General features: G+C 58.3%; 28 protein-coding genes. 7 read left to right on the top strand and 21 right to left on the bottom strand.

Going from position 1 to position 26,172, the window contains the following annotated elements; all coding sequences use genetic code 11:
* Positions 1-57: 57 nt before the first annotated feature.
* The 7 genes from VFO29_11780 to VFO29_11810 are packed head-to-tail and all read right to left on the bottom strand — an operon-like array spanning position 58 to position 5,242.
* Entirely contained in the window at positions 58-1,248 is a 1,191-nt protein-coding gene (locus tag VFO29_11780) for a site-specific integrase (protein ID HET9394184.1), read from the bottom strand.
* Positions 1,249-1,302: 54 nt separating this feature from the next.
* Positions 1,303-1,506, bottom strand: coding sequence for a helix-turn-helix domain-containing protein (locus VFO29_11785; GenBank protein HET9394185.1), 204 nt, complete (start codon positions 1,504-1,506; stop codon positions 1,303-1,305).
* Positions 1,503-1,895, bottom strand: a complete 393-nt coding sequence (locus VFO29_11790; GenBank protein HET9394186.1) for a hypothetical protein — start codon at positions 1,893-1,895, stop codon at positions 1,503-1,505. The genes VFO29_11785 and VFO29_11790 overlap by 4 nt, the downstream gene beginning before the upstream one ends.
* Complete coding sequence (locus VFO29_11795; protein HET9394187.1) at positions 1,880-2,725, bottom strand: hypothetical protein; 846 nt, start codon at positions 2,723-2,725, stop codon at positions 1,880-1,882. Before VFO29_11795 ends, VFO29_11790 begins: the two co-directional genes overlap by 16 nt.
* A 52-nt stretch (positions 2,726-2,777) precedes the next feature.
* Entirely contained in the window at positions 2,778-3,242 is a 465-nt protein-coding gene (locus VFO29_11800; protein ID HET9394188.1) for a hypothetical protein, read from the bottom strand.
* 9 nt (positions 3,243-3,251) lie between these two features.
* The gene (locus VFO29_11805) at positions 3,252-4,952 is read right to left on the bottom strand and encodes a lytic transglycosylase domain-containing protein (protein HET9394189.1); all 1,701 of its coding nucleotides are present in this window, start codon (positions 4,950-4,952) and stop codon (positions 3,252-3,254) included.
* Positions 4,949-5,242 carry a hypothetical protein gene (locus VFO29_11810; GenBank protein HET9394190.1) on the bottom strand — a complete coding sequence of 98 codons (294 nt, stop codon included), beginning with the start codon at positions 5,240-5,242 and terminating at the stop codon, positions 4,949-4,951. Before VFO29_11810 ends, VFO29_11805 begins: the two co-directional genes overlap by 4 nt.
* A 287-nt stretch (positions 5,243-5,529) precedes the next feature.
* Here VFO29_11810 and VFO29_11815 point away from each other — a divergent pair, with 287 nt between their 5' ends.
* The gene (locus VFO29_11815; GenBank protein ID HET9394191.1) at positions 5,530-6,405 is read left to right on the top strand and encodes a hypothetical protein; all 876 of its coding nucleotides are present in this window, start codon (positions 5,530-5,532) and stop codon (positions 6,403-6,405) included.
* On the opposite strand, the gene VFO29_11820 is transcribed toward VFO29_11815, so the two are convergent.
* From VFO29_11820 to VFO29_11830, 3 genes are all read right to left on the bottom strand, one after another.
* The gene (locus tag VFO29_11820; GenBank protein HET9394192.1) at positions 6,393-6,821 is read right to left on the bottom strand and encodes a LuxR C-terminal-related transcriptional regulator; all 429 of its coding nucleotides are present in this window, start codon (positions 6,819-6,821) and stop codon (positions 6,393-6,395) included. The genes VFO29_11815 and VFO29_11820 overlap by 13 nt on opposite strands.
* Before the next feature lie 16 nt (positions 6,822-6,837).
* Positions 6,838-7,503, bottom strand: coding sequence for a hypothetical protein (locus VFO29_11825; protein HET9394193.1), 666 nt, complete (start codon positions 7,501-7,503; stop codon positions 6,838-6,840).
* Between the two features lie 61 nt (positions 7,504-7,564).
* Positions 7,565-8,410, bottom strand: coding sequence for a hypothetical protein (locus VFO29_11830; protein HET9394194.1), 846 nt, complete (start codon positions 8,408-8,410; stop codon positions 7,565-7,567).
* Between the two features lie 175 nt (positions 8,411-8,585).
* On the opposite strand from VFO29_11830, the gene VFO29_11835 reads away from it, so the two are divergent.
* Positions 8,586-8,756: a helix-turn-helix transcriptional regulator gene (locus VFO29_11835; protein ID HET9394195.1), complete on the top strand. Its 171-nt coding sequence runs from the start codon at positions 8,586-8,588 to the stop codon at positions 8,754-8,756.
* 449 nt (positions 8,757-9,205) lie between these two features.
* Here VFO29_11835 and VFO29_11840 read toward each other — a convergent pair whose 3' ends face one another.
* Both VFO29_11840 and VFO29_11845 read right to left on the bottom strand, forming a co-directional pair.
* Positions 9,206-11,533 (bottom strand): hypothetical protein, encoded by a 2,328-nt coding sequence (locus tag VFO29_11840; protein HET9394196.1) that lies wholly within the window; start codon positions 11,531-11,533, stop codon positions 9,206-9,208.
* Positions 11,534-11,548: 15 nt separating this feature from the next.
* Positions 11,549-13,216 carry a site-specific DNA-methyltransferase gene (locus VFO29_11845; GenBank protein HET9394197.1) on the bottom strand — a complete coding sequence of 556 codons (1,668 nt, stop codon included), beginning with the start codon at positions 13,214-13,216 and terminating at the stop codon, positions 11,549-11,551.
* A gap of 446 nt (positions 13,217-13,662) precedes the next feature.
* Between VFO29_11845 and VFO29_11850 the strand changes: the two genes are divergently transcribed.
* Positions 13,663-13,953: an ArdC-like ssDNA-binding domain-containing protein gene (locus VFO29_11850; GenBank protein ID HET9394198.1), complete on the top strand. Its 291-nt coding sequence runs from the start codon at positions 13,663-13,665 to the stop codon at positions 13,951-13,953.
* Between the two features lie 336 nt (positions 13,954-14,289).
* Here the strand turns inward: VFO29_11850 and VFO29_11855 are convergent, their stop codons facing one another.
* From VFO29_11855 to VFO29_11875, 5 genes are all read right to left on the bottom strand, one after another.
* Complete coding sequence (locus tag VFO29_11855; protein HET9394199.1) at positions 14,290-16,017, bottom strand: TraM recognition domain-containing protein; 1,728 nt, start codon at positions 16,015-16,017, stop codon at positions 14,290-14,292.
* A gap of 592 nt (positions 16,018-16,609) precedes the next feature.
* A complete protein-coding gene (locus VFO29_11860) occupies positions 16,610-16,966 on the bottom strand; it encodes a hypothetical protein (protein ID HET9394200.1) in 357 nt (118 codons plus the stop codon).
* Positions 16,967-16,982: 16 nt separating this feature from the next.
* Positions 16,983-17,639 (bottom strand): hypothetical protein, encoded by a 657-nt coding sequence (locus VFO29_11865; GenBank protein HET9394201.1) that lies wholly within the window; start codon positions 17,637-17,639, stop codon positions 16,983-16,985.
* On the bottom strand, positions 17,636-18,418 hold the full coding sequence (locus VFO29_11870; protein HET9394202.1) for a hypothetical protein: 783 nt from the start codon (positions 18,416-18,418) through the stop codon (positions 17,636-17,638). Before VFO29_11870 ends, VFO29_11865 begins: the two co-directional genes overlap by 4 nt.
* The gene (locus tag VFO29_11875; protein HET9394203.1) at positions 18,418-18,858 is read right to left on the bottom strand and encodes a hypothetical protein; all 441 of its coding nucleotides are present in this window, start codon (positions 18,856-18,858) and stop codon (positions 18,418-18,420) included. The genes VFO29_11870 and VFO29_11875 overlap by 1 nt, the downstream gene beginning before the upstream one ends.
* 250 nt (positions 18,859-19,108) lie before the next feature.
* On the opposite strand from VFO29_11875, the gene VFO29_11880 reads away from it, so the two are divergent.
* Both VFO29_11880 and VFO29_11885 read left to right on the top strand, forming a co-directional pair.
* Positions 19,109-19,558, top strand: coding sequence for a hypothetical protein (locus VFO29_11880; protein ID HET9394204.1), 450 nt, complete (start codon positions 19,109-19,111; stop codon positions 19,556-19,558).
* A gap of 2 nt (positions 19,559-19,560) precedes the next feature.
* Entirely contained in the window at positions 19,561-22,836 is a 3,276-nt protein-coding gene (locus VFO29_11885) for an AAA family ATPase (protein ID HET9394205.1), read from the top strand.
* Here the strand turns inward: VFO29_11885 and VFO29_11890 are convergent.
* A complete protein-coding gene (locus VFO29_11890; GenBank protein ID HET9394206.1) occupies positions 22,826-23,068 on the bottom strand; it encodes a hypothetical protein in 243 nt (80 codons plus the stop codon). The two genes, VFO29_11885 and VFO29_11890, sit on opposite strands and share 11 nt — an antisense overlap.
* A gap of 37 nt (positions 23,069-23,105) precedes the next feature.
* Between VFO29_11890 and VFO29_11895 the strand changes: the two genes are divergently transcribed.
* On the top strand, positions 23,106-23,822 hold the full coding sequence (locus VFO29_11895; GenBank protein ID HET9394207.1) for a hypothetical protein: 717 nt from the start codon (positions 23,106-23,108) through the stop codon (positions 23,820-23,822).
* Between the two features lie 393 nt (positions 23,823-24,215).
* On the opposite strand, the gene VFO29_11900 is transcribed toward VFO29_11895, so the two are convergent.
* From VFO29_11900 to VFO29_11910, 3 genes are read right to left on the bottom strand one after another with little or no spacing between them, the layout of a single operon-like run.
* Positions 24,216-24,431: a hypothetical protein gene (locus VFO29_11900; GenBank protein HET9394208.1), complete on the bottom strand. Its 216-nt coding sequence runs from the start codon at positions 24,429-24,431 to the stop codon at positions 24,216-24,218.
* 5 nt (positions 24,432-24,436) lie between these two features.
* Positions 24,437-24,673, bottom strand: a complete 237-nt coding sequence (locus VFO29_11905; GenBank protein ID HET9394209.1) for a hypothetical protein — start codon at positions 24,671-24,673, stop codon at positions 24,437-24,439.
* 4 nt (positions 24,674-24,677) lie between these two features.
* On the bottom strand, positions 24,678-24,932 hold the full coding sequence (locus tag VFO29_11910) for a hypothetical protein (protein HET9394210.1): 255 nt from the start codon (positions 24,930-24,932) through the stop codon (positions 24,678-24,680).
* A gap of 448 nt (positions 24,933-25,380) precedes the next feature.
* Here VFO29_11910 and VFO29_11915 point away from each other — a divergent pair, with 448 nt between their 5' ends.
* A complete protein-coding gene (locus VFO29_11915) occupies positions 25,381-26,139 on the top strand; it encodes a hypothetical protein (GenBank protein HET9394211.1) in 759 nt (252 codons plus the stop codon).
* Positions 26,140-26,172 lie beyond the last annotated feature (33 nt).

The raw sequence follows: 26,172 nt of genomic DNA on the forward strand, positions 1-26,172 counted from the left end.
TTTCACGAGGGAATTTAGCGCAATTCCCCTCCGACTGATAACATTTCGATAACGCGTTTACTTCGCGCGGCGCAAAGCTGAGCCGAGAGCGCCGTCGATCTTCGCGGCCGCATCCTTGCGCAAAGACGCCGTAACGTGCGCGTAGAGATCCGCTGTCGTCGCGATTGTGGAGTGCCCAAGCGCCTCCGAAACCATCTTCAGATCGACGCCGGCTTCGAGCGCCATTGTCGCAAATGAATGACGCAGATCGTGCAGACGAATATGCGGCAAGCCGCAACGATCGAGCGTCTCATAGAACGCCGTCCCGAAGGTGTTCGGAATCCATGGCTCGCCGCCGCGTTCGAAGATAAGCGTTTCCGCGGCTGGCCGTCCCAGACCGTCGCGCAAGAACCGCGCGCCCTGCTCGACGCGATGACGTCGGAGCCGCTCGAGCACGAATGCCGGCAGCATGATCGTTCGCCGCGATCGCCGCGTCTTAGGCTCCTTTGCTCGCGTTACACCGTTGGCGCGCTCAAGAGCTTGATTCACTGTAAGCGTGCCGGTTCCCAGATCCACGTCCGCCCAGCGCAACGCGAGCAATTCACCGCGGCGCAGGCCCGTGCCGATCGCGGTCACGATCGCGGCACCGATCGGCGAATCCGCAAAGGCCCGGATCAACTTAGTAGCGGCGGGGATATCCAGCGCCGTCATCTCCTTTTGCTCGACGGCGGGTGCGTCGACGAACTCGCACGGATTGCTTGCGATCATGCGCTGTTTCTTCGCACGGTTCAAAGCGGCGTTCAGCGTCATGTAAATATGCCGGACTGTCCGCTGACTCAGCGTTCCTTTCTTGGTTTCACACTTCGTGGATTCCCATTTGCTTTTCGCTGTCTCGATATCGTTCCAGCGCAACGCGCGAAGCTGGATCTTCCCTATCGCCGGAACGATATGTCTATTGACGTGATTCTTGTACGCGTACAGCGCATGCGCTTTGACTTTGCTGCCCGGTGCCTCTAAAGATTTCAACCAATCGGACAGGTACTGTTCGACAGTGAGTTTGCGATCCGGAATGACACCCTGGCCGATCTCGGCAGACTTGGCGCTCAGCCAGTCTTCGGCTTCCTTACGCGTGCGAAATCCGGATTTTATCCTTTGCTGGCGCGCGCCGTCGCTGCGCGGTAGGTCGTACCAAACAGTCCAAGTCGAAGCGGTGCGTCGCGCACCCGTCTTCTTGTCGATGTAGGTCCGCCGCGCAAAATGCCCTCTCATCTAACCCGCCTCCCGTGCCGTAAGGCGTTATCTAGCGGCCGCGCCGGCATTCCTTCACCGCTGAGCGCTCCCGTTCGCATGGGTGTGCTGCAGAATCCACTCTTCGAGCGCCTCCGCGCTGATTCGCCGCATCTTGCGCTTCGAGATTCCCGGAATGAGAACGCACGGCAGCTTGCCGCTGTCCCAGAGCTTATACACGTGCGGCTTGGAGACGCCGAGTCTCTGCGCGACTTCCGCGCCGGTGAGAAGCGTGCTCATTTTGCGCTTGCCGGCAGACCGCCGCTATCGACGTACACCGCCAGCGGCTTGCTGCACTTGCTGCAGATAATCGCGTGCGCGTCGCAATGGCACGGGCCTCCGCATTTTGCGTCCTCGGTCTGCGACTCGTAGTACGCATGCGGATTGCCGGCGTCATCGAATACGACGCGTGCCCCGTACCGCTGAGCCTCCTCGACGCTCTTCACGCGAGTGCCGAACGCGATCTTCGCGTCGGGATGCTCGCGAATGTATTCGCGTGAGCGATGCAGCGGTACCGGGCCAACCGTTCGAACTGGCTCCCCTGCCTCGTCGCGCAGCATCACGATCAGCATCGGCCGCACGGTCAGCGGCAGGCCGTGCTCACAAGGCGCGGTTATTGCAGCGTCCAACTGATATTGCCGTTCGCGTCGAATGACAAGGTGTACGTCGCCGCCGCGCTGCCTATCGTGTCCGACGCGGTGCAGGTCAACGAACCGCCGGCGGTGCCGCCTGAGCCCTTGTAGTGAATGCCCGTGATCGTCCCGTGATCGGTCGTCGTACGGAACGTCAACGGCCCATCTACGTTGCTGCTGCCGAACGCGAAGTTGAGTCCGCTCTGGCAGCTGAGCGTGATCGTGTCCTGGTTGCCGGAAGAGTCCACGTAACCTCCAGGCGAAATGATGATATCGCCAGCTGCGTCGAGAATCTGGAACGCGGCCGATCCGGTGCACGTCGTAGTCGGATCCTGGCAGTTTGCTGCGTTTGGCGACCACGCGAGCGACGCGACAATTGGATTGAGCGTCGTCGACACGTTGGTCGTCTGTCCGGAGCTAACTGTTGCGCTAGCGCCATTAATAGATAAAGCGCTGCCAGTTCCGTCCGTGCTCGCGAACGTCCGGATCACAAACATATCCTGACCGGCCGGGGCGCTGCTCGTCGCCGTGCAAACCGTGGGCGTTCCGGAGCAATTGCTGCCGTTCAGCGCGACCACGATTGGCGCATCGCTGCGGCTATTTCCGTTGACGCTAACGAGCTGAAAAGACACGGAATTCGTCGCGGCGGAAATGTACATCGGCCGGATCGATTGCGGCTTCGGCTGCGCTGACGGAACCACGATGCGGAACTGCATCGTTCCGAATTGCGCTGCCGGCGGCAACGAATGAGATCCGCCACCGCCACACGCGGCAAGCATTGCGATCGCAACGACCGTGGAGAGGGAGCGCAGAATTATGGTTTTCATGATGGTCTTTTCCTTTTCGTTTTGAGTGCGAGCGAAATAGAGTCCGAGTGCGTTATTTTGGTCGCGGGAGTGTTACGGTGATGGAATTTTTTTGGGTGGGGCCAAAGATCCAAGCGACCCGATCCGGTTTTTCGATCGGGTTTGAGCTACGGAAAACAGCGAGCACGAGCGGGTAATAATCGCCATCCGCCGGCACGCGCGTCTCAAAACTGCAGGCGACCTCATGAGCACTACGTGTGTAGCAGCGCTGCGTCTTATAAATATCTGGCTGGGTAACGGTCCAGGTCCAAAGAGGCTTCCATCCGGCGATGCCGCTAGACAGAAGCTGCACGCGCTGCCAATGATTAAATTCGTCTTCCGATTTGAACGGGATCAAATAGTTCACGGTCAGCGGGTGACAATGTTGATCTCCGCTGGGCGTGTCGGCGCAGACGGCGGACGACGGCGCGGGTGTATATGCGTTGCAAGCCGGCAGCAGCAGAGCCGCGATCGCGAGTGTCAAGCAAAGATTTTTCATGATGACCTCCTATGGTTTTGGAGTAGGTTGCGGGAAGCGGAATTTGATCGATCGCGCCTGTGTGATGCCGAGCGGGTCGGCGTATTGAAGGCGCTGCGCCGGATCCATGGGGTACGCCTGAGGCGACAGCCAGGAGCCGACGCCAAAAATGTGGGATCGCGCTTCCCAAAGATCGAGTTCAGTCCGAGTCGACGCCGAATGTACGAGTGCGCTGCGAAGGATGACCGGCAGAGTCCAGCCGGCGATCATGCTCGGCATGCCGCCGCGAACAAACGGGCGCACCAGCGGGTCTCCCTCGAATCTCGGATCGCCGTGGGTGCCGTGCGCGGTAATGAAGCCGTCGACTAATGCCGAGGCAGCGTTTATGAGCAGTGCCTTGCGCTCCGCCGGATCGGACGGCAGCAAATGAACCGGACCGATGTTGTTGAACGCGTGCGTACCGGCAGACGCAAATCCGTATGCGACTTCACTTGCGAGCAAAAGACGCGAGTACGATCGCGACGGGCGCAATGTTACTGCCGCTGCGTTCGAGATCCGGAATCGCCCGCTCGTCGCCGGTCCTGCGCCGAACTGCTCGCACGCTCCACCTGAACCCATTAGTAAACCGGTGGACTGCGGATTCCAAAGAATCGGCGCGCCATGCTGGGCATTGCCGCTCCAAGCGATTCTGGAGTTTGTGGTTTGCGAGTCGTCGATCTCGCGCTGACATGCTGCAGATTGATCGTGTAGAGCATGAGCGGCTGCGAAATCGTGCTGATACGCAATCGCGTCGCCGACCGCAGCAATTGCCTCGAACCGCTCGAAGGTTTGCTGCTGCCGCACGGGCATCCGAAAGACAGATTGCATCCCGTGCTCTACCGTATCCGTGAACATATACGTGGCGAGCGCAGTGAGAAACGGATGCGCGGACGTTGACCCAAGAAGCGCGCCGTTCTGAATGTGCGAGCCGGTGATGGCCGGTTGCGGTGCTGCGCCGGGATTAGCAACGAAACCAAGCACCGGATACGTCACGCTGGCCGTTGCGCGTGATGCGCGGAATGCGCGATCCGAGACGAATGAGGCGATGATTTGCGCGGCCGCGCGCTGCCAGCCAGCCGCGTCATGCGGCAGAATGCGGATCGGGCCGCAAATAACTCGATGCGCGCACGGAGAGGGCGACGGAGAGGCGGAGGGGGAGGGTTGCGGTGTCTCGACGACGAGCGCGCCGTCGTGCTGCAATTCGTCGTAGCGTGCTATGACGACAGCAACGTAATTTTGCGTTTCGACCGGCATCCTGCGGAGATCGCCGCCTACGGCTTCTACATTGCCAGAGCCGAAATTGAACGCAGCAATTCCAGACTTCATTCCGTATTTGTGAACGTGGCCGGCTAACGAACGTGCGCCGCAAATCACATTCGCGAGCGCGTCGAAGCGATCGTGAATTCCGCAGTCGCGGGCCGTTTCGGGTTCGAGCTGCATGAGGCCGACTGCACCTGCGCGGCTGACAGCATGCGGATCTCCTGCTGATTCTGCGTCGATGACAGCGCGAACGAATTGCGGATCGAGTCCGCTTGCATACGCGCCTTTCACCGCGTAGAAGTTGATCTGGGGGGCCGGCAGCGGGGAGAGCGACGGCGAAGGGGTCGGCACCGCATATTGCGCCGCGCCGATCGCCGGCGAACCGACGAAGGCGAGCGACAGCGCGACGATCGCGCAAAGTAGGCGCGTCATCCCGACACCTGAATCGTTAAATCGATCTGTGCGATGCGCGGATAGATCTTGCGCAACCACGCAAGCATCGTGCTCGACGCGTAGCTTGCGTTCGGACAACCGGGCCAGATGATGAAGGCGGTGTACTTGCGCCGCCCCCCGGCGTCGATGGACCAACCGGCCTCTACGTGCGAGCCGTTTGGTACCGCGTCGCGCAGAACGCTCTCGAGCTGACGGCACAGCCGATCGCAGACCTCGGCCATCTTTTCCGACGTCATCTTGTGCCGCCATGGCTGTGCGCCGTGATCCACGCGTCTAGACTGTCCGCGTGTATGCGAACAATGCCGCCGCCCGGTGTGCCGAAAATTCTCAGCTCACCCGACTTGTAGGCGCGTTTTATGGTGCTTGCCGAGACACGAGCGCGCTCCGCGGCCTCGGCCACGGTTAGAAGTTCCGTGGCGGAGAGGGCCTCTTTGGGTCCCTGTGATCGCTCCTGCGCTCCCATGGTAGTCATTGTCGCAGGAAAGCGGTTTGCGTGATCCAGCCTGTTTTTGTTATACTGGCTGGCATGGCACGCAGAATGACACAGGCCGAGAGGATGGCTAACCGCCGCGAGATGTTTCCATTGCCGCGCCGGGCTCCAAAATCACCCTACATATCGCGCTTCCTGCGTGCATTGATCGACAACGTCTCGATCAATGGGGCCAAAGATAAACTTAAGGAGATAGCGCAGCACGTGGGCGATCAGAAGTGCGAAATTCGTCGCCTCGTGTACTGCGAAAAGGTTCCCGAACCGCCCAAAGCCAGGAAGATAGCTTGGGAGCTGCACGACAAGTGCCAGCTCCGATGGATGTCCCCAATGTTATTGCTGGACGTCGAGCCCTTGTACCGCGGCCACGTGATCGGCCTGGTCGGTGAAGTCTTACGGCACGGCGATGATGCTCAGATTCGGCGTTGGTGGAAAGCGCTGCAAGCGTATGCGACCGCCCACTTCATTCCGCACAATCCCAAACTTCTGCCGGCGGCTCGCAAGGAACGATCGGGCCCCTTTGCCTTCACGCGAAAGCAATACCCGGCTCAGTCGCGCTCTTGGCGCGTAGTCGTCGCCCATGTCTCTAGAATATCTCCCGAGGAACTCGCCAGCATACTTGGTCTCAAATGCAAGTACAACGGTCGGGACGCCGAGCACAGCGATCTCTGCAAAGCGATCCGCGACGCGTGGGGAACATGGTGGGGGAAAGAAAAGACCGCGGGGTTCCCCGATCCGGTTGCGGCGCTCATCGGCGCACATCGCGCCCGTCTCGACGCTTACACCGTGGCGCTCCTGGAAGATACTCTCGCCGCATGGTTTGAACGCGGCCCAGAACAGTTTTTGAAATGGCGGAAGTCCGACGGGATTGATAGATTGGCCGCTGGCCACGAAGAATACCTAAGCTCTCGCGCAGCGCGCGCGTCAACGACTCATCGCCGGTAAGCGCCGAACAGTTTAGAAATCAGCTGCGCCTGGGTCGTGACCCCGTAGACGTCACGAGCGCCTTTGAGGTGGTTGTGCACGGTGAACGGCGAGAGCCGCAGCCGGTTCGCGATCTGCGGTCGCGTTAGGCCTTGCGCCATCAAATCGACGACGCGCCTCTGCGCGGGGGTAAGATTAGCATAGCGGCCCTCACGGATCGGCTTGCGATCGCGCATCAGCCTTGCAACGAGTTGAGCCTGGTTGGATACGCCGTAATGGTGGAGGGCCGCGCTCACGTGGTTTCGCACGGTGTACGTTGCGCGATCCAATATCTCGCATATCTCGGAGATATTGCGGCCGGCTATGATCAGATCGACAACGCGCTGCTCCATGCGCGTTAGACCGCGCTTCTCGGCCCTGCGCCCTGTCTTTGCCATGAGGCTCACATTTATATCAGGGCAACGACTTGCATTGGATGCCTTCGGGCAAATGGGCGAATTGAATTTGGGCGGCGTTCTTTAATACGCTCACTTGGTCATCGGTGTTTTTGCCGGGCGGCGGTAATCGCAGCCCTACTTGCTGCGCTAGTCCGAGCCACAGTGATTTGACATGCGGGAAATACGGGTTGCGCAATAGCGGTCCAAGTGCTGGGCTCGAAACTTGAAATCTTGGAGTTGTAAACGATGTAGTTTCGGTTAACCACGTTTCTAGGAAGCCCGCTCGCAGCTGCGCAAAATACAAGGCGATACATGGCGCCGGGTCGGAGATTTTCCCGCCTTTTGCGAAACGATAAACGGCAAGCGCATTTTGAAGCCTCAGGGCATTGAGCCAGAGGTTTTGGAGAATGCTCAGCGACGTCTGCACGTTATATGCGGTGTCTTCAGGACAGCCGACGAGTGGCGCGGAGGCGGCTCCGTGTACGGCTTTCTCGCGCGGAGCGAAGCTCCAAAAAGAGGTCGGCGGTCCGTAGACGTTGGTCAGCGTCAAAGGCATCGCCTCAACTGCTCGAAGTTCGCTTACGCGCGCGGCGAATTGATGAGCGCCGCAATCCGCGCGAGCGACTCCGTACAAGCCGATCGCGGGAAAAGCGAAAGCCAGGGCAATGATAAAACGCTTCATTTGAATTCCTTTCGATCAACTAGAGAAACGCGATCATTTTAGAATGCGACGTTGCCAGTGGTTATCGAATATCCGAGAGCCAGAGCTGCGCGCCGTAGTGCCCGGTTGCGCTTGACCAGTCGGCTCCGTACCAGATGTTGGCTGCGCTGGTGGCGTAGGGGAACGGCGGGTTACCGTTGACGTAAGAGTAGGAGGGGCCGGTCCATGCGCCGCACGAGCTGAAGTTCGTGGAGGTGGTCAAGCCGGTGACGTTGCCGCTTGCGCCGGTCGGGCCGAAGGGCTGGGTGAATCCGAAGAGTGGTGACGGGGTGTCGGTACTCTGCGCGACTGCTTCTTGTACGATCGCGCCGGCGTCTTCGCTCAGGAATTCGTCCGGAACGAGCAGCGGCAACGGAAGGTTCGCGCGGCCCTGGTTCGCAGCGGTCACGCAGTTCTGCTGATTGGCCGAGAGGGTCTGCAGCCGGAAGTTTCCGCTTGTCTGCGCGGCGGTGAGCGTCACGTTCGGCGGCGCGGTCGGAGTCGGCAGCGTCAGCGCGTTCGCGCCGGCGGCCAGCTGTTCGCCGACGTGCAGCGTCGTGCGCGTATCGCTCGGCGAGTTGGATCCGACGACGAGCAGATAGTGTCCCGGAGTGGTCGTGAAGGAGAACGTTCCGTTTGCGGCCGTCGTGGCGACCGGGCTCGGCGTAGCGCCAACCGTGAACGGCGCGATCGCGATTTGGATGCCGGCCAGAGGTGCGTTCGTAGTTTCGTCGACGACGGTGCCGCTGACGCTTGAGGTCGTTACGGGCGGATTGGTCGGTATGATCGGGAGAATCGGATTCCCGCCTCCCCCTCCGCCGCACGCTGAAAGCAGCGTGGATGCGATCGTAAATGCAAGGGCAACGCGGCTTGAAATCGGTCTTCCCACAGCGACTCTCCCGGCCTAGCTTAGATCGGCTAGTTCGCGCCCCGATCTCGGCACCCTGGCGCTCGACCCGCCTTATGTGGCACCCGCCTCATGTGGCGTGGGATACGGGCCTCTAGAGCCTCAGAATCAGGGTGTGTCACCCTTTGACAGGGCGAGGCGTACCCTCGCGTCTAACGTGCGCCGCCGCCGTATAGGCCTGGGCCTCACCCAAGAAGACTTCGCCGAGCGCGCGAACCTGGACGTGCGCCACGTGCAGAAAATCGAAGCAGGCGACGTCAACCTCACGCTCCGAACGCTCTCGGTCGTCGCGAAGGCCTTACGCCTCTCTCTGCGCGACCTGTTCTAGGCTTCCGCACGGCCCTAGGCTCAGAGCGCGACTGCATACAATGCAGCGGTCGGCTACGTGAACGGTCCTCGAATGCGCGCACTTCTCACACCGCTTAGGGTCGATGTTGTCGTGCCGGCGCTTCATGTGAGGCTGAACAAAACGGATCGAGGCGCGGTTGCAGTGAGCCGGCACGACGACGCTCGGTGTGGGCATCACGCAAGGCGACGCTAACGCCGCCGCGCCGGACGTTTCTAGCGGTGCCCCTCACCTAATACCGAGAGACCCGCCGTTAAGCGAGTCTCTCAGGCCGTCGCGGTAAACAGTTTCCCGTTTACCCGGGTGTGGGCGACGCTTTTGTTTTCGTGCTTAAGCCGGTGCCCACCGAGCCAACCCAAGAGATCGCAATTTCGGCGGCGTAGGGCCCCCTCCTCTGCCCATTCAGCGCTTTCTTTGAAGGCAGTAAAGGTTTACGGCCGATGCGGTCCTGTTTGTTTTTCCGCGGATGGAGATTCTCGAACAAGCCGGGTGAGAAGATCCTCGAGCGACTCATCATAAAGTATTTCGGGTCCCTGATTCTGACGAGCTAAGAGTAGCGACCATCCGTCCACGTGCTCAAGCCGGCCGGTCTCTAGATCATTTAGCTTTCCTCGGGTAAATAGAGCTATTCGCGGGTCCGAGATCGTCAATAGCTTTCCGCGTACCTTGCTGTTCAAGAGAAAGCGGCCCGTTGTGTCGATGGCCCAGCATTCGCCCTTGTCCCACCATAGAAAATCGGGGAAAAACGTCATTGACCCCCGCTCAACCTTTACGGGCAGCGGAATACTGTAGGCCAGCCCGGTGGTCGGATTCCTCATCCAGGTGCCGACACCGATACGGTCCAGGGTCTGCGCGAATTCGAGTTCGTCTTTGTTGAAATCGCTTCTGGAATATCGCTCGTGAAGGGAATATCGAAAAGAAATTAGATTCGGAGAGCTGGGTTCGTAGGGTCCAGCGATCCATCGTCGCTGTCCAGCGTCGATTTCTTCTTTTAGTTCTACGTGATTCTCATAATATCCGACGATTCGCGTGGCAATCTCATCAAGGTCTTTTTGCGCCATTGAGCCGTAACACGATTGTTGCATGAACATGGGGCCTGAGTATCGGTCCGGATGCACTGCGTTGGCACAGTTTCTGTTTAGCATCTGCATCCTGCGAAGAAGATACAGCATGTTTGAAGTGCGGGCACTTCTGAGAACGTCAATGAACTCGTGAACTTCGTGTGAGTCTTTTAGCGACAAGATATCACGCCGCCCTGTTCCAGGAGCCTGAAGATCGGCGTCGTTGTATGGTCGGTTTCCTGCACTAGAAAGAATCTGCTCAGTTTCGGTCATGTCAGGCGCTTGCAGATACCACTTGGTTAGCCCCGGCGGCTTAAGCCCTTTTCTAACCGATATGGGCTCGAGCGGCTCTCGTCTCGTGCGCAGTTTGACGGGGACAAAATTTGCCTCCTCATCGATAGCGTACAGCCGAAGCTCTTCTCTTAGCCCGTTTAGCACTTCATTGTAGTATTTGGTACTCGTTTGGATCACGACAGTTGCGGTGTTAAGTGATTCGTCAGAATAATGCTGAAGGTGCGGTTGCCTCAAAATACGTCCAACGATTTGCCGGATGCGCAACGAGGATTTCGTTGTGCCGTCAAAATAGCAAACATAAGCTTCAGGGTCGTCCCAGCCCTCTTGTAGAGCTTGGTTAAAAATGATGTGCTTAAATCGCGAATGCAGATGTGCGAGACTGTTGACCCGCACGGCTTCATCAGGTAATTCCTTAGTGTCGGTGTAAACGGCTATTTTGTCGGCGGGAATGCCTCGGTGCCGGAGATACTGCCAGATCGCCGTCGGGCGCGCTTCTTGATTTGAGCCACGGGGCGGGTTGCTCTTTTCTACTACATAGATAGCTCGCGGCTGCACGCCGACGCCGCAGCTATCCGCCGCGGCTTCTACTGTGCGCAGGGAATCGAGTGTTCCGTCCAGACTTTCTTCAAGCCCGCTGTTGTAGTCCAAGAGCTGTAGGCTAGTCTTTAGCAGATGATTAGCGACAACGTCAGCGGTACGCACCTTCACCGTCGATTTTGCGTAGAGATCCCTCCAAGTTGTATCTTCGTTCAGCGCAGCCGCCCACTTAGCGAAAAGGTCACTTTGTACTGGAGTCGCCGACGCCATTAAGAACCCCAGCGGCTTTAATGCACTTAGCTGGTCTAGTTGTGTAGATGTTTGATTGTGGCTTTCATCCGAAACAATCCAAAGTGGACGGGCGATCCCTCGCCGCAAAACCTCCCAAGGGGAAATTTTTCCAGTTAGATCTGCCTTCGGCCGATGTAGACTCAGCCGCGCCGCGTCAGAGCCTCCGAGATTGGCCGCTTCCGCCTCGTTCCAAGACGCGACGGTAAGCAGCCATATGGTGATGCCGTGCTTGTTATTGACGAGTTCCTGCCACGCGCGCTGACTTGGAATCTCCCTAACGATGTTCGTATCCTCGGGGAGCAAATGTCGATACTTGCCCTTTAGGTTATTAAGTGTCTGCTCGATTACGGGGCTCGATTTGCTGGTCCATATCACAACGGAGTCGCCCAGCCGGCCTACTGTGCTAGCGAGAATCGGCGTCTTGCCCGAACCTGTAATCGCGCGAAGCTGCCCAAGAAAGGGAATGCGGCTGGAACCATACATTGGCGGACCGACTTCGGCGCACTTTGCAATCCAAGAAAGAGCTGCGCCGGCTAAATCCGTTGCAGCAATTTCCTGAAAATCCAAAAGCCTCATAAGCTTAGGCTATACCTAGGCGCGTTCTAATTCTTCTGCAGCTAAGTTCTCGTCCAAAGACAGCCGCTCCACGATCTCGTCGGGTATTTGGCAAAAGCGGAATGATGGCGTTTCTCCCACCATGCACGCGGAGGCGTACACCCTTATAGGTCGTTTCAATTTCAGAGCATCCGTTTCGCTGTACATCTTCGCGAGGATTTCTGCCGTTACGGTGCTATCTCGGCGCCCATTCCAAAATAGACAGATCGCTTCGCGACGCGCGTTCCGCCCGATCACGAATGCGCCGGCGATCCGTTCGATCCCGCGGCCTGCGCCGGTTAGGTCGGTTTGTGCGATCAGATTCGCAATTGCCTCGCGCTCAAGCTCAAGTATCGCGTCTCGGTTCAGTTTCTCGCCCAAGCGCAGGAAGGAAAAACCTCCGGGAAGATCTTCCTTGATTATAGCTTGCTTAAGCCTGGGCGCTATAACTGTCTTACAGAACCTTTCTTTCGGCGTTCCCTCTTCGATCAAAATAAATCGCCTGCTACCGCAATCCATTTCATTGAGGCGCAGCACCGCATGCGCGGTTGTTCCTGAGCCTGCCCAAGCATCTAAGACCAGTGCGTCATTGTCTCCCGCAAAACTCAGTAGAAGTTCCATTAAAGCGGTTGGCTTTGGGTTGGGAAATTTATCCGTAGCACGGGGAAAGAGCCGTTTGAGATCAGCGGCACCGCCGCGCGACCCGATATCAATGATGCTGCGTAATGGAAGTCGCAGCTCTTTGAGATATTTCTTAATTTGGACGAGCTTGGTCGGGTCATCCGGAAAGATAATTCGTTTTTCCGCCTGTAATCGAAGCATTGTTGTTTCCGGAAATCTGTAACCACGCGAGGGTCGCCGATGGATCTTTTTTGTTTTCGGGTTGCGGACATCGTAAAAATAGCCGCCGGAAACTGGCTTTTCGGTTGTTCGATTGGCGGCGTATGGACCGCGATCATCGATCAGTGTGTATCGAACAAGATCGCCCAAGTCAACAAGATCGTAGTCCTTGCCACTGGCCTCGGACGCGCGAATTTTTGTTTGATGTTGGCGAACCTCGGCTTGAAATGCCTTTTCGATTTTCAGGTTATCTTTGCGATATTGCTTTCTCAAGCGCTCATAGGTCTCAAGCATCCATTCCTTTGCCGCCGTTGCGCCGGACCACGCCTTTGGGATGTTTTCGATGCGTTTGGCATAGCAGAGAATATACTCATGTCCGGTTGCGATTCGCGTCGGATTATTGTCGGCAGATTGCTTCCAGATGATAATCCCAAGTCTATTTCTCTCGCCGAAGATTTCATCAAGCAATAGCCCCGCGCGAAATAATTCAATGTCATTGATCGAAACAAGACACACCCCGTCATCCGCAAGAAGCTCTTGCACGGCGTAAAGGCGCGGGCCCATATAGTTCAACCACTTAGTATGTCGGCCGCCATCCTCGTTGCTAATGTAAACAGCCGAATCGTCATCCGCGTCGGGATCGTAGTATCTCCGATCGGAATATCTAAAATCACCTTTACCTGTGTTGTACGGAGGGTCAACGTACGCTATTTGCACTGATCCGCGATACTGCGGACGTAGCGAGATCATGGCTTGCAGATTGTCTCCCTCGATCACCAGATTTTCGCCAGTATCACGGTAACCGAGGTTTTTAATCGGCTCCAAAACGCGTGGTTTAGGCAAACGCGTCCGGTAAGTTCGGCGACCTTCCCAATATAAGTACATTCCGGGGCCGTCCGGTTCGTGCCCCGAAGCCTCAGAAAAGATCCCGTCGGACAAAGATCTATCGGCAATCAAAAGCGACCCCATCCTTTTTAGAAGGCTTGGCGTGCCCGAGCGCACCCCCAAGTGCCCCAATTATCCGCTCGTGAATATGCCACCTGTATGGCACTTTAGCCCAGATCATTTAGCTTTTGCATCTTATTTTCGGCGGCCCAGGTTTTCCGGCGATGCCGCAGTCAAGGCTATCACCCCGCGTTTCCCACCCGCAAACGTCTCCGATCGCTAAAGCGACTTCGCTGCGCTCGCATTTGCGCGCGGGTTCCCTTCGCAGTGTGGATTCGGCAGCCGTGCGGCAGCACAGATGCGGGCCGCAGAAAGCGAGTTACACCATGGAAGCGATCAATGCGATCACACGTGAGCCCTACACCGGAAAGAATCAGAAGATCCTGGCGATGCATTCGGCCAACTATCCGAGCGCGGAGTATCTTACATTCAAGCAGGCGCTCACGATCGGCCGTTGCGTTCGCAAAGGCGAGCACGGAGTGCGCATCGTGAAAATCGTGGAATCCAAGACCGAGACGGACGGCACCGGGCGCGTTCGCAAAGGGCCCCGCGGCTACACGGTCTTCAACATCGCGCAGACCGACGCGTTGCCCAACGCGGAGAACGTCGCCTCGTAGACGAGCGCTGGCGATACCACAAGAGGCCCGCCACTTGCGGGCCTTCTCCTTTTTGCTAGGATGCTATACTTAGATCAGCGCTCCGGATCTCGGCATAGCCGGCGCGTACCGAACCGAAATGCCGAACCGCATGGGTAAGCGGTGTAAGGCCACAACTCCAACAACGGAGCTAAGATGGGTCCTATAAATTCGAGCGACCTAATAATGGGCGTGCTTATTGCATTGCTCATCCTACGACGCGATGCGCCGATATTCACGATCGGTGACATACAGATCGGAGGAAGTCGCCGCGAATGAAACCCAGAGGCCCGCATGCAAGTGCGGGCCTCTTTCTTTTCAGACTGCCGCGGTACGCCGTTCGAGCTGCGCCGAGCTTGGCGGATCCCATGCCTTGACGATGCATACCTCGGTGATCTTTCTTCCGCCGGCGCGGCTGCGCAGAACGATCTCTGCAATTTGGTTTTCAGCCGGCACGCCGCGCTTCACATGGTTGACGAGAGAATCGAGCAACTGTTCGTCTACCACAGACCGCTCCTGCAGTGAGGTGGACGTCGACTCGGACCAGCTTGAACCTGCATGGCTACCGCTAGATCCGCCCGCAATGTGGTGCGAGGACGACTCGCCGCTGCTCTTACCAAACTGCGTGCTTGAAGATTCGCGCTCGACTTCACTTTTGCCCGTCGCCACGAGTGCGATTGACGAAGGGTCCGAGCTGCCGCCGAAGAGAATGCGCGTGGCGCAGTTGTGCAAAAGGCCGTCTGCCTCGGAGCGTCCCATCACTGCGCGCAACCCCTCGACGTTTTGAAACGCAATGAGCGGAGCCGTCGCGCTCTCGCGACACCAACGGAACAGCGCGGCCGATTGCTTCGAGGCCACGTTCGTGAACTCGTCGATCACGAGCGCCACCGGATTCAGCTCTTCGCCGTCGCCTGAGCGCCGGATGCGATCGCGCATCCAATTCTTCAATTGTTCCAGCGCGAGCAGACTCGCCAATTCGGCCGCGAAAGGATACTCGTCCTTGGGAAGGTCGAAGATAACACAGTGTCCCCGCTCGAGGACGCTCAGATCGAAATCGCTGCGTCCTGAAAATGCGCGCCGGAACTTCTCTTCCGTTGACCAGACGCCGAAGACGGCATCGACGGTTCCCGAGATCCCGAGCTTCTGCTTCTCGGCCCGCATCCCGGCGAACAACATCAGCTCCGGAAGGTTCGCATCGATGCGCGCCTTCGCGTCGGCGTTGCCTTGGGCTTCCAGCACCGCGGCAGCAGCGCGGATCTCCGGAATGACGAATTTCTCGAGCGCGTCGGAATCCATGCGCGCGAGCTTGCTGATGCTGGGAAGATCGTAATCTAATTCAAAACGTTCGATGATCTCGCCGGATTCGGTTTTGCTTTCGATCACGAGCGGGCCGAGCTGCGAAATTGCAAACAAGATGTTCGCGATTCGGCGCACGATGTTGACCGCCGATTTGACGAAGAACGTATCGCTTCGGCCCCCGCCCCTTTCCAGGACGATCTCGACGACGTTGGCGATGCTGTCGGGAGAGAGGCCGCGCGCGATCGCCCAGGGTTCATGATTTGGCCCGATGCGATGAATCTGCGCGCTTGTTCTCCGCACGGACATTGCAATTCGAGCGATGATGCCGGCGAAATTCGCCTTTTCAGCAAACGCGAACAATCCGGCTCCCGGGAACTTGAGCCAGAAAAACATCCACGGTTGCAAAATGCAACGCGTCTTGCCGCTCCCGCTCTCACCCACGACCGCGGTCCCGCTGTACGCAAGCTCGGCGTCTTGGTAGACGTGCATTCCGTTGCGAACGCCGCTGACGTGCTTCCGCGCTAGCAGTTTGCCGGTGCCGACCGCAAGATCGATGATCGGTCCACGCCGCCTTGCTTCCGCCAAACGGGCTTCATTCTCGCGCTCGACTTGATCGGTGACCTCGTGCAGTTCGATGGCGACGGCGTGCTTTTTCAACCTCGCCTGGCGCGGCTTAATGAAATACTTCCATACGAGCCATCCGATAACGCCCCAGGTCACGAGCCCCCAGAAGGTGTGCTCGCTCATGACGACTCCACCCTATGCGCATAGTCCGTAACGATTTGGGCCGCTAAGTCCACCGAGCGCGAGGTGCCTTGCGGTCTTCTCCCTCGCTCGGTGATGAATCGCACCGATCTGCATAGCCACGCTGGAAGAGAAAACAACAATAAGACCCAAGTCCAAAACAGGAAATTCAGGCAATTCTGAGCGACTGGAACGCCATCAAAAATACACTGTAATACTAGCAATAGCGGTCCGAGACAAAGCCAGGACGCCGTTGCGTAGACGTGGTACAGCAAATGCCGCTGCGATTGTTGAAACAGTGCTTCCCCGGTCGCCTCGTCGCGTGCGCTCCGCGCAGATTTTGCCAGCTCGGCTGCAACAGCAGGCTCCAAGCCGTTGGCCCGTCGTGGACGCGCGAAACACTTCCATGCCGCCCATCCGATAACGCCCCACATTACGACGTTCCAAAAAAACTGTTCCATTTCGATTTACCTCTTCACGACGTTGAGATGCCGGCGACGCGACTTAGCCGGTCTTTTGTTTAGCCGATACAACATCACAATCGACGCAAGTGCAAAGACCGCGGTGAGACCCTGCACCCAAACCGGTGAATGGATCACAGACTGTCCCTCATGTCGAGCGCTCGACGTGCGCGAGCTTCGCCTTGTGCGAGCAGCACCGCGTCACGATCACGAGCTTCGCGCGCTGGCTTTCCGGTCAACCACGTCACGCCGGCTGCGATACCCGAGAGGACAACCGCCGCCGCGCAGAACTGCGCGCCCCAGAAGCCGTAATGGCCGAAATGTAAGAGATACAGCGCGAGTAGACCGAACCCGATTGCAACCGGCAATCTTCCCTTCGGAGTGACGTCTTGCCCGAGGTTGCAGCGCGTTTGGCCGATCGCAAACCGTGTTGCGTAGATCGTGGGGCCGAGTGCGAGCACCCAGGCTCCAAAACTCTGGATGAAGTTCATTTGGACAATCCTCCTATCAGCAGTACTCTCGAATGAATTGCGCTTGCAGCGCCTGTCTCTGCGCATGCGTTCCGCTCAAAGCTGCGTGCGCGAATTTGCTGACGCATCTGCCGTGCACGGCGCGGCCTTCCAGAAACGCACCGACGCCCGCGCCGGCGAGCAGTGCGATAAGCGGCACGATCACGAATCCCGCCACAAACCTTCTCATGATGCTGCGCAATTCGGAGGCGATCTTTAGAGCGTGTTGGGCTCCAGCGCCGGCCTTTTGAACGGCATCACGCGCGACGTCGACGAATTGCGTGACCTGCTCGTGCTGCTTGTTTAAAAGAAATTCGGTGTTTTCCGCGTGGTTCGAAAGCGCGGCTCCAACGGTTTCGTGCGCGTCGGCCGCGATTTTTTTCGAGACCTCGATTGCGATGTCGTCAGCGAGCCCGCGCACGATTTCCGCTCCGGCATCACGCATCGCGATCGGGAGATCGTCGAGCAACTCTTTGATCCGATCGCGCTCCTCACCCATCGCCTGCACCGCCGACCAACGCGCCTCGTGATCGAGCGCGAGGAAAACCATGTCGGGCGAATCTTCGCGTACACCGGCCTCTGTGATGAGTCGCTGGAACGAGTGCCGGTGCTCGTCGCTCGGCATCCGATCGAGTATCCGCTGCAGTGCGCTCACGCCGCGCTCCGCTTGGCAGGCGCAAATCCTAACGGCGCACCGACCGATTCAAACTGTTCGCGGCACTCGCTGAGGAAGCGCGCGACCTGCCGCTGCCGCGGACCGATCAAGTATGGTGACTTCACCGCTTCGCGGAATGTCAGTCGATGCAAACCAATGAGGGCGAGCGTTCCACGATCCAACGCCGGAAGAACGATCTCGGCCCCACGTTCCGCGACGATCGCCTTGCCGGTTGCCGGCGGAACGTTCTCTTCGGGTGAGCCATCCCAAAGAATGAAATGCTTCGGATCGCCGAAGGCCAGATTCTTCACCGCAACGATTGTCGCGCGAGGATCTAAATCGGCCGCGTCTTGAACCGCGAGCATCGACGAACCGTCAGGTGTCAGCACGCACACCAACGTCACGTCATAACCGCGCTCGTGCGCGTAGGCAAAGAGGCCGTAATCCGCTTCGACGGCCTTCAACAGTGTCGCCGACGCCGCTGGCAGATCGACCAGGATCAGATCTCGACCGGAATCCACGATCGCACCAAACTCCACGCGATCGTCAGCCGATCCGTGCAATGCGTACGTCCGCACGCCGTTTGCCGGCTGCGGGATCACCGGATAGCCGTCGCCGTCCCGGACTCCCAAATATCCGACCAAATGGCCGACTGTGGGATCGGCGTCAACGAGCAGCGGATTCTTGTCGGCTGCGATCAGCGACTCGGCCAGCCCGCGGATCTCGGTGCTCTTACCACAACCGCCCTTATCGCCGTAGGTGCAAATTAAGTTCTTCATCATGGCCTCCGGAGAGCATTAGCAAATGGATCGGTGCCGGGCTGTTGGGTCTGGCGTGGTGTGCTGCCGTCTGCTGCACTTTTAGTCGGCGTCGGTTGTGGAGTGGGTTTGGCGGTCGTGCGGGTTCGACGCGTGCGATCGCCGCGCTCGTTTGGAAACATCTTGACGATCCGCTGACGAATCGACTCGGCGTCGAATTCAGCGCCCTGGCTCCGGATGACCTGAGCGACTTTGCGCGCGGTGTGCTTCTTGAGCAGCTTCTTGATCTCGTCGCGCATCGGCTCCAGCAGCGCTTCAATCGGAGAACGACTCGGCTCCACGGTCGCAGGCTCTTGCTCTTTGAGAAAGTCGACGGCTTTCTTGACCGCCTCTTTCGATCGCTCGAAACGACCCTCAAAGTTTTTGGGATCGTCCAGAACGGCTGATTCCGAGGTTTCCATGCCTCAAGAATAGTCGCTCCACACCCTTTGCAATGGGTCATATTTTGTTATACAGGCTGACTTCACTAACTCAGCGCGCCATGTTCTTTGCGCTCCAATCCCTCAGAGTTATCGCTTGATCCAAATCCATGAGCGTTACTTTCGCTCAGAATTGATGCGCCGTATCATGAAATGACGATCAATTTCACTATATGCAGGGAGGTCTGTAAACAGACGATCTTCCGCTGCGCGGTCATGAAAGGACACGACGATGAGATCCGAGGTTAGCGAGAAGGCTCACGCGCAAGACGCCGTTCGCGATGCATTGCGCGGGCAGAAGCCTCGCGCAGATTCGCCTTCCGAGGGCCGTGCGATGATCGCCGTTGCGCCGGCAGTGCGCGATAATCTCCGCGCGCTCGCTGATAGCGCCGGCACTTCCATCGGCGATTATATCGCTGCTACGATCGCGCAACACGGTATCTCCGAGCCTACACGCCTCTTCGATACGGCCGCGCTGCGGCAAGCCAAACCACTGACCGATCTTTCCTACCGGCTCGCTCGACTGATAGAAGCGCTACAAAGTTCGGACATCGGAACGGCCCTGCAATTCGCTTCGGAAGCGCGCTCGATCGTCGCAGACGCTCTCGCACCGCTGGCACGATCGCACCGCACCGAGATCGCTCAACAGGACGGCCGGCTTGCCGGGGGTTGGAAGGGTTAAGCGTGATCGCAAAGTTGTGCGCACCGCCTAAAGGCGGCTCGACTGCGAGCGGACTTGTCGAGTACTTGACGGGTTATAGCGTCGCGGAGAAAGGCGCGTCTCGCCAGGAGGTCACCGACGCACTTGAAGCCGTGATCGCCGAAGCCGAAGCTCGGCCGGATCTGGGAGCCGGCGAAATCTGGAGACCGGTTGCCGGCGCGGGCTCGCGGCCGTCTTCGATCCTCGTGCGCAACTGCAATTCGTTCGCGACGTCCGCGCTCGAAATGGACGGCGACGCCGCTTCGAATCTAGGCGTGAAGAACCCGGCGATGCATTGGGTCTTCTCATTCCAAACCGCTGAATCGGGCCGTCTGACCGACGAGCAGGTGCATCAGTACGTGGGCGAAGTGCTCGAGAAGATCGATCTTGGCCGTCATCGCAGCGTCGCAGCCGTGCACCGAGACACGATCATTTTCGATCGCGATGAAGACGGTCGGATCAAACGCGATCAAGACGGCAACGCCATTGTCAAAGACGGCAATCTGCACGTCCATCTCGCTATCGGCAGCGTGAGTCCGGAGACCGGGCTCGCATACAACAAGACCGGTTTGTATCGGCGCGTGGCTTGGGCGGAACGCGAAGTCGAACGCGACCACGGTTTGCTCCACGATCGCGGTTTGGCCGTCGTCCGTGACATCGGCACGGAGATGGAGCGTGTCGATTGGGCGAGCAAGATCGGGCCTGATGGCACCTTTGCCACCTCCGAGATCGCGCAGTGGAGGCGCGAGAGGCAGCAGGAACGGCTTGCGCGCGAACAGCGCCGGAGCTTCGAGGCCTACCGCACGCGCGACCAAAGCTTTGAGCGGTACGCCAACGCGACTCTGGCGCCGAGACTCGGAACCGCCATGGATCTCTCTCGCGAGAGAGGACGTAACCCGTCGTGGAGCGAGCTTCACGCGATCTCCGCGCGCTACGGGGTTTCCCTAGAAACCGATGCTGACGGTCGCGTGATACTTCGAGATGTCGGCATTGCGCAGATGCGCCTGGAACATGGGCGCGAACGCAAGGAGCTGCGCGAGCGCCTGAAGTCCCAGACGGTTGACCGCGATGAGATCGATCGCCAAGTAGCGGAGCTTGCAGCCAAACACGAGGAGGCAGAGGGCAAAGAGCGAGAGCGTCTGCGCGAGCACGGAGAGACCGTAGAGCTTGATGCCGTGCTGGACGACGACCGAGCGGATATGCCGGCGTTCCAAGACGTCGAGCAGGCTGAAGCCGCGCTCATTTCCGCGATCGAGGCGAATCCGAAGTTGATCCTCGACGACTTGACCGCGCAAAGCTCGACGTTTTCCCGCGAGGATCTGGATCGCGAACTGTGCAGGCATCTGTCGGATCCAGCCGAGATCGAGCGGTTGGGCGATCTGGTTATGCGTTCCGACAATATCCGGATGCTTTCGCCGGATGCGGCGTACGGATTGTATACCACGATTGAAATTCTCAAGTGTGAGGATCAGCTCGCAGCCGACGCTCGCACCTTGGCTCGTCGCGAATCGGGAATCACGCGCAAAGAAATCGATCGCGCGATCAAAGACCTTGAAAACGAGCGCTCCGAACGCGGCAAAACTTTTCGCTTGAACGAAGAGCAGCGCGAAGCCCTGCATAAGCTCGAAGCTGGATCGCTCGTCTCGATTGAAGGCCGGCCGGGCGTAGGCAAAACGACTGTCATGGCTGCTCTCAGGCATATCGGCGAGCAAACGGATCGCGACGTCGTTGGGTTGAGCTTGAGTCAAGCTGCGGCGGAGCGCCTTGCGGTCGAAGCCGGCTTTGCAACTGTGAATACCTCGCGCGCGCGCATTCTCGAAGACTCCGGCACGGAGATCATTCCTCGCGGAGGGATCGTATGCGTGGACGAGGCTTCAATGATCGACAGCCGCACTAACGCGCGCATCCTTGCGCTCGCGAAAGAGCGCGGCGCTACGGTCATCGAGATCTACGACACCCGCCAGCTCCAACCGATTGACTACGGAGCCTCGGCGCGCATCATACGCGACGTCGCCAAAGAAGCCGGCTCGCATGCCGAGCTAAACCAAATCATGCGCCAAAAACGCGATTGGCACAGGGAAGCCGTCAATACATTGGCAGGCGCGATTCCAGAGCGCGATGAGTCAAAGCGCTACGCTAAAGTGCGCGAATCGCTTGAAATTCTCGACGAGAACGGTGCGATCACGTGGGTTGCAGATCGCGACGAAGCAATCGAAACCGCGATCACAAAGAGCAGGGTTCACAAGGCCTTCGGACACGACACAATCGTGGCGGCCAGCGACAGAGACAGCGTCCGGCACCTGAACGAAGAGGATCGCCGGCGTTCCGGCCTTGAGGGCAAGGGGCTCACCTACAACACGGACGGAGGCAAAAGAGAATTCGCTCCCGGCGACCGGTTAATGTTTCTCGAAAACAGCCTGGGTGAACGCGATCTGGGCGTGCTCAATGGAGATCGCGGAACAGTCGTCTCCGTCAAGCGGAATGAGATAACGGTAGACGTCGACGCGATCGACGGTCGCGAAAAGCGTACCATCGCGTTCTCACCGCAATCGTACAAGGCTTTCGACCACGGGAACGCTAGCACGCACCATAAGACGCAAGGGGCTTCCGTTGGGGCGGCCGTTGGACTTATCGATAGATCCGCGAGCGCGGAGATGGTCTTCATGGCTGCTAGCCGGTCGAAGCATGATCTCGACCTCATCGTTTCGCGTGAGTCGTTCGAGAATCTTGACGAGCTTGCTGAGCACGTGGCTTCCCGAATCTCGCTCAAGACAACATCGCGCAACTACGACGAGATCTTAGAAAAGACCGGTGGAAAGGAAACACTCAGAGTAATTAATCAGGAACAACAGCGGCAGGCCGAGCCGATGCGCCGCCTTTATGACGCGGAGGTTGTCGAGCCGACGCGCGCGCTGCGGGAAGAACGCGTCCGCGAAATCCGCGAAGCGTACGCGGGGAGAAAGCGTGAGATCGCGGAGGATAAGGAACTTCAGATGGCAGCGCGGCTCGAACAGGAAAAGAAAGCGCTGAAAGAGCTGCGCAGCGAGATCCGCCGCGCGTACACCGAAATTCAGCCGACGCTCTCTTTCGGCGAGTTTTTGGAAGAGCGAGAGCAGGCTCGCCAAGCAGCGCGAGCGATCGAGCAGCAACGCGAGGCCAAGCGCGTCCGCGAGCAAGCGCGCGCGCAACAGATCGATCGCAAGCAGCCCACGATCACACACGAGATAGAGAAAGAACATGGATTCGAACTCAGCAGATAAGCCGGTCATCTACAGACGCGTTCTCGTCAGAGATCTCATTGAGCGTTTGACGGAAATGCTCTGCGATAAACCGCACGACAATTCGCGCACGCGCGTCGAGTATGTCCTCAAGATCTTGGAAAAAGGCGAGGGCTCCCGGAAGACGATCATCCTGCGATCGCCGTGCGGCATTGAGGAAATCGAAGCGCATCTCGGCGTTCCAGAAATCGACCACAACGAGAGCCCGAGCCACACGTACACCAACGCACGCTCACTAAATAGGAGTGAACATGAAGAACGAAGACGGATTGCCGATGGTCACGACCGCGGAGGCTCGCGCTGAAGTGCGGGAAGATATCGAACGGCTGAAAGATACGCCATACTGGGGTTCCTCGACATACGAAGAGGCGCTGCATCGGCTCGACGTTCTTGAGAGCAAGGGCGTTCACGCGTTCGTGCACCTTGACCGAGCCGATCTGCGCGCGAGCATCCGGGACGAGTGCATTCGCGTAGCCGCACTCGAACGCGAACGAGCGGAAGCTATCGAGGCTGCGGAAGCCGAGCGAAAGGACCGCTACGTCGAGCGGATTCGCGAAGCGCGAACGGCGTTCTTCGGCAAGGACGATCTGAGACCGCGCGACGAGATCGAAAAAGAGAACGCCGCGATCATCACGGCCAATGCCGGGACAGTTACTGTGCTAACGCGCGATCGTACCTTACACAAGGGCCCCGATCACGTTTGCGGAGCCCTTCTCGAAGACAATATTCGCGAGGCGGTGCTTGAGGCCAAAGAGCAGGGCGTGGGGACGTTCTATGTCGGAGGCCAGCAGCGCCAAGACGTCATGTGCGAGATGTACAAGCTCGAGATCGTGCCTGAGAACGCAAAAGGCAAGGATCGGGAGGCCTACGCCGATGCTGTCCGACAAGTCGAGCACGAACGCGCACAAGAACGAGCGCAGATACGCGAGGCGGGTCGGTCAGCAGAGATGGAACTCGAGATCGGCTAGCGCTGGCGCAGCTCGCGGATTTCGTCCTCGGCCTGTTTCAGCTCGTCCACCGGCGGCTGAGCGTTTGATTCAGCGCCGCGATAATAGTTTCGACGTTGACGCCAACTCGGAAAAATCAGCGGAGCGATAAACTCATCGCAAAATCGCCAGATAAACCAATTTTCAAAATATCGCATTAGGCCGCTGCTGCCTTTCTGGCGTAGTAGCGTTTACGCGAATCGTCGCGCTTGTGCTGAGCCCAATAATTTCGGGCGCACGATCTGCAGCGCTTGGCCCGAATTTGCACCATCGTAACCGCGCAGTCAACGCACTGATGATGCGCCGGCTTTATCCGGGCCGATCTTTCCATGGCGTCGGCTAAAAGATCCATGAACTCACTCGGATTCATGTGCATTATCGGTGCCTCCGTATGTGCTGGAGGGGCGGCTCCCACCGTACAGGACCTGGATCGTGGAGTGCGGCGATCTTTTCCTGATCGTAAGTCCACAGTTTTTCTATAAATCCCGTTTTCGCTTCGACGGCCATGACGACCAAATTCGCGCTGATATAGAACGCCACCGTGAGCGCGCCGAGCCGAGTCACCCAACGCGGGATCAAAACGTTTTTCATGGTTTTCATGGTATGCTCCCGTCCAACAGCGTCGGATCGCTGCAGAGCCGTTGTATGTCCGCCCCGGTTGCCTGTGCGCATTCGAGCTGCCGTTGCGCGCGAGTCTTATCGTACGAATTGATGTACTGCACGCCCGCCTGGATGCTCCCCGTAGTGGCCTTCGGCTGCTCGTGATGGAATAATCCAAAAGCTCCGAGCGCCAGACCAGAAAAGAAGAGCGCCGCTTGAATCAGTTTCAGCATCGCTTTAGCCTCCTATGATCCATTTTGCAAATGTCGCGACTTGGTCGTGCCATATCGGCGACCGGCTGGTGATGTCCAAGTACGCGGTCAGCATGGGGGCAACGAGAACGTGGTTTATCTGGCTGAAAAACGCTCCGTAGGTGACGTTGAAGAGCATCGGATGCGGATCGCTCAATGCAGGAAGCCACGCATCCCAGAGCGCCTTGAAACCGACGTGGATCCCAATCAGAGTTGCGACGAGTAGCAGTAAACGGATCATGGTTTTGTTCTCCTGCCTTAATTATTGATCCGTGTGGCAAGTGTGTCAAATGGGCTAGCGAAATGTCAGCGGATTTACCCGTGAGGATAAGCTAATCTTTACACTGGGTCGAGCCGCCCGTTGTGGCATTTGTGCTACTATAGATTCCGTATGAGGAAACGACCGAGGAAACAGAGGGAGGGCCGGGCTCCCGCCCGGTACAGTCACGCCGATTCCAGTCGCCTGAACGTCTATGCCGGCGATCGGGAGGGCCAGCGTGCGATCGCATGGGCTCAGAACCGCTGGCGCACATGGGTCAATGTCGACGGCGATCAGCCGAAATCGGCCAGCACCTTTCTGCTTGATCTTCTCAAGCGGGCCATGTACGCGGACGAGAAACGGAAACAGCGGAAATGAGGCCCTGTAGCGATCCGACCCACGCAATCTAATGCGCGGAACAGAGTTTGAGTTGTTTTGGCGACGCTACGATAAGCGCAAGCCGCCCTTCGTGCATCCGGACGATGAGCCGGCTCTAAAACGCCATCCGTCATGCGTCTTCACCTCTCTCGAAGAATACGTGCAGAGCCGCCAATTCGGAGTCCGGGACGGAACGCTTCACTTCGGCCTGCATCCGGCGCCGTTTTCCGGGGACCTGACGACGGCCGATATTTTCGTGCTGCTCTTGAATCCGGGGTTCGATACCGTCGACATCTACGGCGAATATTCAGTGCCCGAATTTCGCAGAGCCACGGAAAAGACGCTCGCGCAGGATCTCAAAGGCGAGAATTTCCCGTTCGTTTACCTCGATCCGCAATACTGTTGGTCGGGCGCGTATCGCTGGTGGGAGCGTAAGCTTCGCGACGTCCTATCGGTCCTTGCGTTCCAGAAATCCGTTCGGTACTATGACGCGCTAAAAATATGCTCGGAGCATCTGGCCACGATCGAGCTTATACCGTACCATTCGGCGTCCGCGCCTCGCGCGTTGGAACGGCTTCCTTCGGCGACCGCGGCTAAAGAATACGTCCGGACGAATCTTGTGCCCCGTGCTCATCGAGGGGAGATCACATTAATCGTGACGCGGCAGATCGGAAATTGGGGAGTTGAAATTCCCACTGAGCCGACGCAAGACATAGTTCTCTACGACACGGGACTCACACGCGGAGCACCGCTGACGAGTTCGTCTCCCGGAGGTGCGGCGATACTACGCCGGCTGTCCGCTAGCTGCTAGACGCGCTGCCGGCGTTGCGGACACCTGGAGAGG

Origin of the sequence: Candidatus Rubrimentiphilum sp. (assembly GCA_035710515.1) — a bacterium.
GTDB lineage: Bacteria > Vulcanimicrobiota > Vulcanimicrobiia > Vulcanimicrobiales > Vulcanimicrobiaceae > Rubrimentiphilum.

What these genes read in the sequence shown, in the direction of transcription:
- VFO29_11875 (HET9394203.1), bottom strand. Translation starts at nt 18,858, where the DNA reads ATGGAAACCTCGGAATCAGCCGTTCTGGACGATCCCAAAAACTTTGAG.
- VFO29_11855 (HET9394199.1), bottom strand. Translation starts at nt 16,017, where the DNA reads ATGAGCGAGCACACCTTCTGGGGGCTCGTGACCTGGGGCGTTATCGGA.
- VFO29_11820 (HET9394192.1), bottom strand. Translation starts at nt 6,821, where the DNA reads ATGGCAAAGACAGGGCGCAGGGCCGAGAAGCGCGGTCTAACGCGCATG.
- VFO29_11905 (HET9394209.1), bottom strand. Translation starts at nt 24,673, where the DNA reads ATGCTGAAACTGATTCAAGCGGCGCTCTTCTTTTCTGGTCTGGCGCTC.
- VFO29_11900 (HET9394208.1), bottom strand. Translation starts at nt 24,431, where the DNA reads ATGAAAAACGTTTTGATCCCGCGTTGGGTGACTCGGCTCGGCGCGCTC.
- VFO29_11785 (HET9394185.1), bottom strand. Translation starts at nt 1,506, where the DNA reads ATGAGCACGCTTCTCACCGGCGCGGAAGTCGCGCAGAGACTCGGCGTC.
- VFO29_11860 (HET9394200.1), bottom strand. Translation starts at nt 16,966, where the DNA reads ATGAACTTCATCCAGAGTTTTGGAGCCTGGGTGCTCGCACTCGGCCCC.
- VFO29_11840 (HET9394196.1), bottom strand. Translation starts at nt 11,533, where the DNA reads ATGAGGCTTTTGGATTTTCAGGAAATTGCTGCAACGGATTTAGCCGGC.
- VFO29_11825 (HET9394193.1), bottom strand. Translation starts at nt 7,503, where the DNA reads ATGAAGCGTTTTATCATTGCCCTGGCTTTCGCTTTTCCCGCGATCGGC.
- VFO29_11795 (HET9394187.1), bottom strand. Translation starts at nt 2,725, where the DNA reads ATGAAAACCATAATTCTGCGCTCCCTCTCCACGGTCGTTGCGATCGCA.
- VFO29_11800 (HET9394188.1), bottom strand. Translation starts at nt 3,242, where the DNA reads ATGAAAAATCTTTGCTTGACACTCGCGATCGCGGCTCTGCTGCTGCCG.
- VFO29_11870 (HET9394202.1), bottom strand. Translation starts at nt 18,418, where the DNA reads ATGAAGAACTTAATTTGCACCTACGGCGATAAGGGCGGTTGTGGTAAG.
- VFO29_11780 (HET9394184.1), bottom strand. Translation starts at nt 1,248, where the DNA reads ATGAGAGGGCATTTTGCGCGGCGGACCTACATCGACAAGAAGACGGGT.
- VFO29_11895 (HET9394207.1), top strand. Translation starts at nt 23,106, where the DNA reads ATGAAGAACGAAGACGGATTGCCGATGGTCACGACCGCGGAGGCTCGC.
- VFO29_11910 (HET9394210.1), bottom strand. Translation starts at nt 24,932, where the DNA reads ATGATCCGTTTACTGCTACTCGTCGCAACTCTGATTGGGATCCACGTC.
- VFO29_11815 (HET9394191.1), top strand. Translation starts at nt 5,530, where the DNA reads ATGGCTAACCGCCGCGAGATGTTTCCATTGCCGCGCCGGGCTCCAAAA.
- VFO29_11805 (HET9394189.1), bottom strand. Translation starts at nt 4,952, where the DNA reads ATGACGCGCCTACTTTGCGCGATCGTCGCGCTGTCGCTCGCCTTCGTC.
- VFO29_11880 (HET9394204.1), top strand. Translation starts at nt 19,109, where the DNA reads ATGAGATCCGAGGTTAGCGAGAAGGCTCACGCGCAAGACGCCGTTCGC.
- VFO29_11850 (HET9394198.1), top strand. Translation starts at nt 13,663, where the DNA reads ATGGAAGCGATCAATGCGATCACACGTGAGCCCTACACCGGAAAGAAT.